10 protein-coding genes and 1 pseudogene are annotated in these 9,184 nt (G+C 59.6%); all 11 read left to right on the top strand.

Going from position 1 to position 9,184, the window contains the following annotated elements:
- A partial coding sequence (locus ASC78_RS18510; protein WP_200934325.1) for a hypothetical protein occupies window positions 1-537 on the top strand: 537 nt, incomplete at its 5' end.
- Window positions 534-1,043, top strand: a complete 510-nt coding sequence (locus ASC78_RS28390; RefSeq protein ID WP_082517582.1) for a DUF4189 domain-containing protein — start codon at window positions 534-536, stop codon at window positions 1,041-1,043. The genes ASC78_RS18510 and ASC78_RS28390, both read left to right, overlap by 4 nt.
- 13 nt (window positions 1,044-1,056) lie before the next feature.
- Window positions 1,057-1,704, top strand: a complete 648-nt coding sequence (locus ASC78_RS27520) for a hypothetical protein (protein WP_157634479.1) — start codon at window positions 1,057-1,059, stop codon at window positions 1,702-1,704.
- Entirely contained in the window at window positions 1,701-2,618 is a 918-nt protein-coding gene (locus ASC78_RS18500; RefSeq protein ID WP_055804336.1) for a glucosaminidase domain-containing protein, read from the top strand. Before ASC78_RS27520 ends, ASC78_RS18500 begins: the two co-directional genes overlap by 4 nt.
- A 37-nt stretch (window positions 2,619-2,655) precedes the next feature.
- Window positions 2,656-3,348 carry a type IV secretion system protein gene (locus ASC78_RS18495; RefSeq protein ID WP_055804333.1) on the top strand — a complete coding sequence of 231 codons (693 nt, stop codon included), beginning with the start codon at window positions 2,656-2,658 and terminating at the stop codon, window positions 3,346-3,348.
- A gap of 5 nt (window positions 3,349-3,353) precedes the next feature.
- A complete protein-coding gene (locus tag ASC78_RS18490) occupies window positions 3,354-3,962 on the top strand; it encodes a hypothetical protein (RefSeq protein WP_157634478.1) in 609 nt (202 codons plus the stop codon).
- The gene (locus tag ASC78_RS18485; protein WP_055804328.1) at window positions 3,959-5,473 is read left to right on the top strand and encodes an XVIPCD domain-containing protein; all 1,515 of its coding nucleotides are present in this window, start codon (window positions 3,959-3,961) and stop codon (window positions 5,471-5,473) included. Before ASC78_RS18490 ends, ASC78_RS18485 begins: the two co-directional genes overlap by 4 nt.
- Window positions 5,474-5,743: 270 nt before the next feature.
- Window positions 5,744-6,424, top strand: coding sequence for a hypothetical protein (locus ASC78_RS27650; protein WP_055804325.1), 681 nt, complete (start codon window positions 5,744-5,746; stop codon window positions 6,422-6,424).
- Window positions 6,425-6,540: 116 nt separating this feature from the next.
- The gene (locus ASC78_RS18475) at window positions 6,541-6,759 is read left to right on the top strand and encodes a hypothetical protein (RefSeq protein ID WP_055804322.1); all 219 of its coding nucleotides are present in this window, start codon (window positions 6,541-6,543) and stop codon (window positions 6,757-6,759) included.
- 65 nt (window positions 6,760-6,824) lie between these two features.
- Window positions 6,825-7,265 carry a hypothetical protein gene (locus ASC78_RS27510; protein ID WP_157634477.1) on the top strand — a complete coding sequence of 147 codons (441 nt, stop codon included), beginning with the start codon at window positions 6,825-6,827 and terminating at the stop codon, window positions 7,263-7,265.
- Window positions 7,266-7,356: 91 nt separating this feature from the next.
- Window positions 7,357-9,021 (top strand): annotated as a pseudogene (locus tag ASC78_RS27725) (type IV secretory system conjugative DNA transfer family protein).
- The last annotated feature ends 163 nt before the right edge of the window (window positions 9,022-9,184 follow it).

Raw genomic sequence — 9,184 nt, 5'->3', positions numbered from 1 at the left:
TTCAAGCAGACCGAGTCGCTGTTTCACAAGTGGCTGCTGTACGGCATCGGGCTGCTGTTTTCGATGGCGGTGCTCAGCTTCATGGTGTCGCTGGTGCTGGAGTTGAACCTGCGCATTGCCGCGGGGCTGTGGGCGAGCAAGGCGATCACCAGCTTTCTGGGCGTGGGCGGCAGCACAGGCCTGACCAGCCAGGCGATGCTGCAAGGGGGCATCGGGCTGCTGCTGACAGTGCTGCTGGTGACCGCGCCTGCGGCGGCGGCTCAGTTCTTTGGGGGGACGCTGGGGCAGTTCTATACGAGCTCGGTGCTCGGTGGCGGGGCCGGTGCGCAGCAGGGGCCGGGGGGGCAGGCGCCGGGGACTTATGGGGCGGGGGCTCCTGCCCCCAGCAGGACGGATACGGCGAATCCAAATCAAACTGGCGTCAATGGTCCACTCAGTGGCGCTCGAGCGTCCACGCCATCACAGCCCCCAGCGGATGAGATCAGACCCGCGTCCATTCCAGCCAAGGCTCTCAATATCGACGGAGAAGCGCGATGAGGGCCGCGCTACGTACGGCGGCCCTGTGGCTGGGTTTGCTGATGGTCAGCTTTGGGGTACATGCCGAGGGCGGGTTCTGCCCGCCGGGCACCATCGACCATAACAACGGCCGGGCAGCAGCGATTGTTTGCTCGCCAATTCCGGGGCATGGGCAGCAACAGGCACCTCAGCAACCAGCCGAGCGATGGGAGAGTCGGTGGGGGGCGATTGCGACTTCTACGCAAGATGGAATTCTCGGCGCGTCTACTGACAAGCGGAGCGAACGAGAAGCCTCCCGAGTAGCAATGCAGGCGTGCCAGTCAAAAGGCGGGGCGAACTGCAAGGTAGATGCTTCCTATGACAACCAGTGTGCTGCGGTTGTTGTAGGGGACGGCGGTTACAACGTACAGAACGCCTCCACGCTAGACAAAGCGGTTGCAACCGGCACGAAGATATGTCGTGAAGGGGGGCTCGCCAACTGCCACGTCTACTACTCCGCCTGCAGCCTGCCGGTACGAACTCGGTAACCAAGGTCCTGCTATGAAGTCTGCACACCTAAGCCGCCTTTCGGCGCTCTGTTTGGTGTTGAGCGCCTGCCTCGTGAGTCAGGCAATGGCCCAAGCGTGGCCAACGACCACACCGGTTCAACACCGCACGGCTAGTACGTCTGTCGCTACCGTGAAGTTGCCCGACCATTTCACGGCATATGCATCCGCATCCATCGGCCACGGCCGACGTTGCGTCTCCGGCATCAGCACTGACGAAGACGGCATGAAGCAAACGCCTGTGATCTATGCAACCAACACCTCTGGCAAGCGCTTGCTATGGATCGTCCGGCCTGAGTTGCCGGCAGACGTGTACCAAAGCCGAGCCACGCATTGCACGGTCCATGGTGATGCGCTCTACGTGCTGTTGCAGTCCGATACGCAAGCATCGCAAAGCCTTTCGCAAACGCTGTTGCGCGTAGTAAAGCTCAATGCGTCTCTGGGTACCGTGCAGTTTCAGAAGGATGTCGAAGTACCAGCCTCTTACTCAGCTTGGGTGGATAAGGGTGCGGCCCGCTTTGTTTGGAACGGCAATCGCCTCGTCATCAACGGCAACTCGCGGCTGGCGTCCGACCCTGACCGTTTGCAGAACTTCACCGTACGTTTGAACAGCGATCTGGAGCCTAAAGGGAGCAAACCATGAGCGAAAAGAATCGACCGGCAATGGCCACGGCAGCACAACTGAGTGGCAAGGAACAGTTCATTGTGGATCTGCACCCTGCGGCAGTTGCGGTTTCACAGCAAACTGGCATGTCCAAGGAATTGATCCTGGCGCAGGCCGCATTGGAGACGGGTTGGGGCGAGAAAGTGCTGCCTGGTACCAACAACCTCTTCAACATCAAGGCGTCGTCTGACTGGAACGGATCCACCAAGACTTTCAGCGTTCCGGAATTCGTGGGTGGAAAGAAGGTGATGGTGGATGCGGAGTTCCGCGTCTATGACTCCAATGAAAAAGCCCTGAACGACCGTGTGAAGTTCCTCCAGGAAAATCCGCGCTACGCCAAGTCGGGCCTGTTCGACCTAGGGACCAAGGGAGACCTCGAAAAGGAGGCCACTGCGCTGCAGAAGGCCGGCTACGCCACGGATCCGGAATATGCCAAACAGTTGGCAGCCGTTTACCACGGTCCGACGATGCAGCGGGCCATCAAGGCGGCGACGCCGGGTTCCCTCACGGAAGAAAGCCATCCAGGCAACCCTCTGTACAAACAGGCTAAGTCCGCCCTTCAAGAGATCGACGCCCAGTTCGGCCGCAAATCCGATCAGTTGACCGACAACGCCGCGGCCGCCATCGCAGTGGCCGCATTGCGCGGCGGCCTGACCCGCATCGATCACATGACACTGGGCGGCAACGACAACAGCACGATCTTCGCGATTCAAGGGAAGCCGGGCGCTGCGCTTTCCAAGTTGGTCGATGTGCCGACCGTGGAATCGATGCACACGCCAGTCGCTCAAAGCTCGCAGGCATTCACAGTTGTGCAGCAGGCGCAGCAGCATGCCCCTCAGCACAGCAGCAACCAGCCGGCCGCGCAGCAAGCTGCGCCTGCGATGTCTCGCTGAGCCTCAGATTCATAAGCCAAGTCACCCGCCAGCGCCCATGAGAGCCGCAACACCGATCCGTTCGCTCATCATCCCGACCAAGGGCTTTCGCATCCTCACGGGCCAGTCGCGCGAGCCGATGATGGGGCTGGTGGTCAATGCCAGCCGCACCACCCTCATCCTGATCGCCGCCTCCACCATGGCCCTGGGCGGCTCCAACATCCAAACCTTCTTCACCGACACCATGGCCTCGGGCATCAATGGCCTGGTCACCGGCAGCAACGACAAGCCCGAGAAGGTCATCGACAAGAACCTGGTCTACACCGCGGTGGCAATGGCCGCCATCGACGGCGCGCAGGGGCTCAACGCCAGCAACAGCGCCGACAACGTGGCCTCAGCAGCCCGTGCCTCGCTGATCGCCATGCTGGGCGTGGCGGGCCCGCCGATGACGGCTGCGGCCATGCTGCTCATGTACAAGGTGGCGCTGGCGCTGTTCATCGGGTTCGGGCCGATTTTCATCATGTGCCTGATGTTCAAGGTGACCGAGCAGATGTTCTGGAGCTGGCTCAAATACGGGCTGGGCACCTTGTTCTGGTTTGGCAGGATCGGTACGGAGCAATTGCGGGCGATGACAAAAAGGCATCCGGGGCTTAGCGACAGATATGCGTACCGAAGGGGCAGCCAAGGAACAGGCGACAGAAACTGCCGCACCGCTCTCAAAGTTTGCAGCACCCCCGTGCGGATTCAATAGCCACCATGAAACGACTTATCGCAGTACTCGCCGTTTCTCTTGCAATCACCACCACCGCTTGCGGCCAAGCCATGAAACAACCCGATATCAAACTCAATCCGCATCCAAAGATGCGCTATGAAATCACCCTGACCATCGAGGGTGCACCGGGACCGTTCGATGCCGTGGAGGGGTCCGCTGGCTATGAAGTAGAGAACAGTAGTTGCGTACCGCTCACCCCTTTCAGCGGCGCCACGCTAGTTCCAAGAAAGCATATCCCGATGGCCCTGACCCGCGTGAGCGACAAGGTCTACAGGGGTGAGCTCTATGTCGACCGGTTGCAGGACGAGGATTACTTCGGACTGGGCCTTTGCCGCTGGTCCATGCCCTTCGCTGACTTCGATCTGCAGATAGGGAATCTGGCGTTCGCCCACGCCATCGCCCTGAAAGACATTCTGGCGAGCAAGTCCGTCACCCGCTATTTCAACAATCGGTCTTACTTCAGCGAGGACGCCAGGTCGAAGAAGGACAGCCATCCTCGTGTCAACGGTGGCAATGCGGAACGATCCGATTTTGGCGATGAATCGAAGAACACCTTCTCAACAACGCTCACTGCCAGGGAGAAATTCCAATGACGATCACGTCCACGGATTACGCGCTACTGGCACAGGATTCATACACCGATCATGAGCGTAAAAAGAAAGTCGTCCTGGGCAATGTGACGTATCGGGTCGAGGACCATGCCGACAACCCGAGGACTGGATTTCAGGCAACGGCCTACCGGCGGGTCGATACGGGCGAGGTGGTCATTGCCTTTCGCGGCACCGAGTTTGGCCGCGAGCCGGTGCACGACGGAATCGTCGATGCCGGCATGGCGTTGGCGGGCGTCAACGCGCAAGTGGCTGATGCCGAAGCTTTCACGAAAAGTGTGCTGAAACAGGCGGCGGCCGATGCACAAGAAAACAATAAGTCCATCAATGTCACGGTGACCGGCCACTCGCTGGGAGGCACGCTGGCCCAACTGGAGGCCCACAGATTCGGCCTTAAGGGCGAGACCTTCAACGCCTACGGCGCCGCCGGGCTGGTGCATGGCGTTCCGAAAGGCGGCCACCAAGTCTCCAACCACGTCCGCGCAGGCGATGCGGTGAGCGCAGCCAGTGCGCATTTTGGCGAGGTGCGGGTCTACGCGGTCCAGCAGGATATCGACACGCTGGGCAAGGCCGGGTACCGCGACGGTGGCGGCGCTCTGAGTGTGCGCAATCCCGCCAAGGCAACCGACTTCAGCGCGCATTTCGTCGACAACTTCGTGTCCGACGGAAAGACACTGGGTCGCTCAATCATCTCGCGGGAGAATGAAGCGCGATATCACGCCCATCAAGGCTTGATCGATCGCTACCGCGACGACGTATATGGGGCCCGTGCTATCGCGTCCGCTCCGTTGCAAATCGGGGTGCAGACCGGTCAGGCAGTCGGCCAAGGTGTGACGGCCGTCGGCCATGCCGTGGGGCAGGCCTACGACGCGACCAGCACTGCGGTTGTTTCAGGTGCGAAGACCATCAGCCATGCGGTCGAAACGATGGGCAAAGCGGTCATTTCTGGCGCACAGGCGGCCAGTCGCGCGACCGAGCGCACCTACGATGCCACGCGCGAGCAGGTGATCACGGGCGCCCAGCGGGCCGGGCAAGCGCTGGGGCAAGCAGGTGAAGCGGTGCGCGAGAGCACCTCCCGCGCTGTGGACAAGCTTGAGAAGCTCATCCCGTCGGCGCTGCTTTTGAACCAGCCCGCCCACCCCGGCAATGCCATGTTCAAGCAGGCCCAAGCGGGCATGCAGGCCATCGACGCCAAGTTCGGCCGCCCATCGGATCACCAGACCGACAACGCCGCAGGCCACGTGGCGGTGAAGGCGCAATTCGCCGGCATGAAGTGCATCGACCTGATGGAGTTGGGCGGCACCAGCGGCGAAAAGATCATTGCCGTTCAGGGCAAGCTCGGAAACGCGCATTCGAAGGCGATCTCCGTGGACACGGTGGCAGCCCTGAACACGCCCCTTGCGCAGAGTTCGCAGGCCTTGGCCGAGGTGCATGCCCAAGCACAGCAGGTGAATCAGCCCATTCAGATGCAAGAGGCTCCGGCGACGTCTCGCTGAGTCCCGAGCTCACAAGACAATTTACCGGAAATGCCATGTGCAGTGCGACACCCGTCAGCAATTTTGCTTGCAAGCAACCTGTTCGATAGATGGATTGCACAAGCCGGGCACGCACGCGTGCCCTCGTCCCCGTAGCGCACAACGCCCGTTGTCGTGAGGGAAGCGCTCTAGCGACGATGTCGCTCAGATTTTTGAAACGCTAGGAAGTTTGAAGTGAAATCAAAAACACACATTACGAGCATCGCTCTCGGAGTCCTTTGCAGTGTTTTCATGACACCCCTTGCCGTCCACGCGCAGGACAAGATTGTCAGGGGGCAAACTCTCCAGAACGCGTGGCAGGTACGCCGCGCGGAGACTCGCGCGTTCATCACGGCAATTAGTGACGAGAAAGCCACTCGGGCGCAGCACGCCAGCGCGCTTCGCGACTTTGATTCGCGTTTGACTGCCGTCGAGAAGGGCGAACTAACGCCAATAGAGACGATGGAGCTGTTTCAGGTCTTCTACATCCCCAAGGAGTTGCAGCAAAAGCCGCCGCATTTCGACGCAATGCTTCGAATCATTGCCGCGCAGGCCACGATGGGTTGGTACGATGCGTTGCGCTTCGGGGACGACAGTGGCCGGGCCGAGATTTCGAACAACGAGGCCTTTTTTACGCTCGCCTTTGGTAAGAGCACTGGGGACTTTGTCCGGTTCATGAAGGAGCAGCCTAATCAGGCCGCCGCAGCGGTCAAGGCCGGCATCCAAGATGCCCGCGACAATATCGCCGCCAAGCACATCAACTACGACCCGACTTGGCCGGCCTCCTATGGCATGTTGCGCATGCAGTGCGCCATTAAGAACGCCAAGACATGCGAGGGGCCCACGCCACGCCCTGCTGGCGAATGGCCTGCGCTGCTCGATCAAGCCGCACAGCGGGTCAGCACCGTCTACCGGGCCGCTAAAGGCGAGTAAATGACAACTGCTCCGTACACCGTCGATGTCCACGAAATCCAATGCCGATCACGTCCACGGATTACGCGCTGCTGTAGAGATTTGTACAAGGATCACCTGGCTACGTCGCGGCCGCGATGGCCGCCCTCGCAGGGGCGCAGGGGCTCAACGCCAGCAACAGCGCCGACAACGTGGCCGCCATAGGCCGTGCCTCGCTGATCGCCGCGCTGGGCGGAGCCGATCAGATGACCTACAACGTCGTGGCCGCCGTCGCAGCGGCCGCGCAAAAGGACGGTGCAATTCCCTCAACCACTACTCACTTTGACCATTACTTTAAAAACATCCGCCACCAATAAAGTCTTAAGCAGCAGTCCATCGCGCGATTCAAAATTTAATATCTTCATTAACAAGGGAGCAGTCAATGAGAATAAAAAAATATCTTATAGCGACCGTTGCTGTGCTTTTAACCGCTTGCGGGACAGACGGTCATCTTATATCGATCCCGGAAGCCGTTGCCAAAAGCCGCTGGATCGGTCGCCCTATCAACGAAGCTATGGTGAAATGGGGAAAGCCCAATGGCAGGGTAGAGTCCATCCAGAATGGCGCGATGTTTTACGAATGGGTGTGGGCGGAAGGCTTCACCTATAACGCCTATACGGGTTCAAACACCCAAATGGTTAGCGGCAACACGTTGCTCACAACGAATTACTACCAGACGCGCAACGGCCTTGATCAATGTAAGCTGTGGATCAGTTCCGACGCTAAAGGTGTCATCATGAAATTCGAAACTACATCTCAAGGGGCACACGGCCAAGGCGTGAAAAGATGTTCGGAATTTTACTGGGGATCAAACCCTCCTTGATGCGTGCTGGTCAGAAAGAAAATGGCGATTTCTGGCCTTATCGCAAGACCAAAAATCGAATGCGTATCGTGTGAAATGCAAGTGATATTCGATGACCAAGACCAAGCAGGCTAGCGCAGCCCTAGCCCTCTTTGCGGCGCTTTCAGCAGGGCTCTACCTGTCAGGCTGGCTCGCCCTTTTTTTTCTTAAACTGGATACGGGAGTGCTGGCCTGGAGTACCTACCTGGGTTACTGGCAAGCGATCGACCTCCCCGCTTACAGCACCTATTCGCAGCAAATACATCTGGCCGGCTATATCGGAATTGGAACGCCTATGCTGCTCTGGCTGGGTCTGCTCGTACTGCTCGCCCCTTCGATCCACGGAGACGCTCGCTTCGCTACGGGCGCTGACCTCGGCAAGTTCGGCATGTTCAAACCTGCGGGCAACGGAATTCTGGTCGGCAAGTTCGACGGCAAGCTGGTGCGCCTGCCGGGCCAGCAGTTCGTCATTCTTGCGGCCCCCACGCGCTCGGGCAAGGGCGTGGGCATCGTCATTCCCAATCTGCTCGAGTACGGGGAATCGATGGTGGTGCTCGACATCAAGCAGGAGAACTACGAACTCACCAGCGGGTGGCGCGCGAGCCAGGGGCAGGAGGTCTACCTTTTCAACCCCTTTGCGGAAGACAGACGGTCCCATCGCTAGAATCCGTTGACCTACGTCTCCAGTGACCCGGCATTTCGCGTGTCGGACCTGATGAGCATTGCCGCCATGCTGTACCCGGACGGTGCGGACGACCAGAAGTTCTGGGTCAGCCAGGCGCGCAACGCATTCATGGCGTTCTCGCTTTACCTGTTCGAAAGGTGGGATGACGAAAAAGACCGGGACATCTCTGAGCAGTACCGCGTCACGCGCACGCTGGGACAGATCTACCAACTGTCTTCCGGTGACGGCACCGACCTGCGCAAGTTCTATGAGCAATTGGCGCAATCGCCGTTCCTGAGCGGCAACGCGCAGTCGGCCTTCTCAAACCTTCTGTCCCAGGCGGCGGAAACCTTCGCCTCGGTCCTGGGCACCTTCAAGGAACCGCTCAACGCCTGGATCAACCCGGTGCTCGACGCGGCCACCAGTGCCGACGACTTCCTGCTCACTGATGTGCGCAAGAAGAGGATGACGATCTACATCGGCATCCAGCCCAACAAGCTCGCTGAGAGCCGGTTGATCGTCAACTTGTTCTTCAGCCAGCTCATCAATGTCAACACCAAGGAGCTGCCGCAAAACAACAAGGCGCTCAAGCACCAGTGCCTGCTGCTGATGGACGAGTTCACCAGCATCGGCAAGGTGAACATCATCGCCAATGCCGTGAGCTACATGGCGGGCTACAACATGCGGTTGCTGCCCATCATCCAGAGCATGGCGCAACTGGACGCCACCTATGGCAAGGAAGTGGCGCGCACCCTGATCACCAACCACGCCTTGCAGATCATCTACGCGCCGCGCGAGCAGCAGGACGCCAACGACTATTCCGACATGCTGGGCTACACAACGGTGCGCAAACAGAACGTGACCAGAGGCAGGGAAACCAGCCGCAGCGAGTCCGAAGAGCGCCGCGCTCTTATGCTGCCGCAGGAGCTAAAGGCCATGGGGCCGGACACGGAGGTCTTCCTCTACGAAGGCATTCCGCATCCGGTCAAGTGCGACAAGATCCGCTACTACCAGGACAGTTACTTCACGCAGCGGCTGAAAGAAAAGGTGCCAATCCCCGTCTTGTCTATCTGAGAGCGACGCCCCTGCGCCATCAGCTGGCCAGTAACTGCCTGAGCACGAACGGCAGGATGCCGCCATGCTTGTGGTAGTCGACCTCGATCGGTGTGTCGATGCGCAGCCGCACCGTCACCTCCTCCTGGTGCGAGCCGTCGCACGGTGCACGACCAGCTTGGTT

The organism is Variovorax sp. Root318D1 (assembly GCF_001424835.1).
Taxonomy (GTDB): Bacteria; Pseudomonadota; Gammaproteobacteria; order Burkholderiales; family Burkholderiaceae_C; genus Variovorax.
The sequence above is the reverse complement of the archived record's forward strand: the minus strand, read 5'-3'. Positions and strand labels throughout refer to the sequence as shown.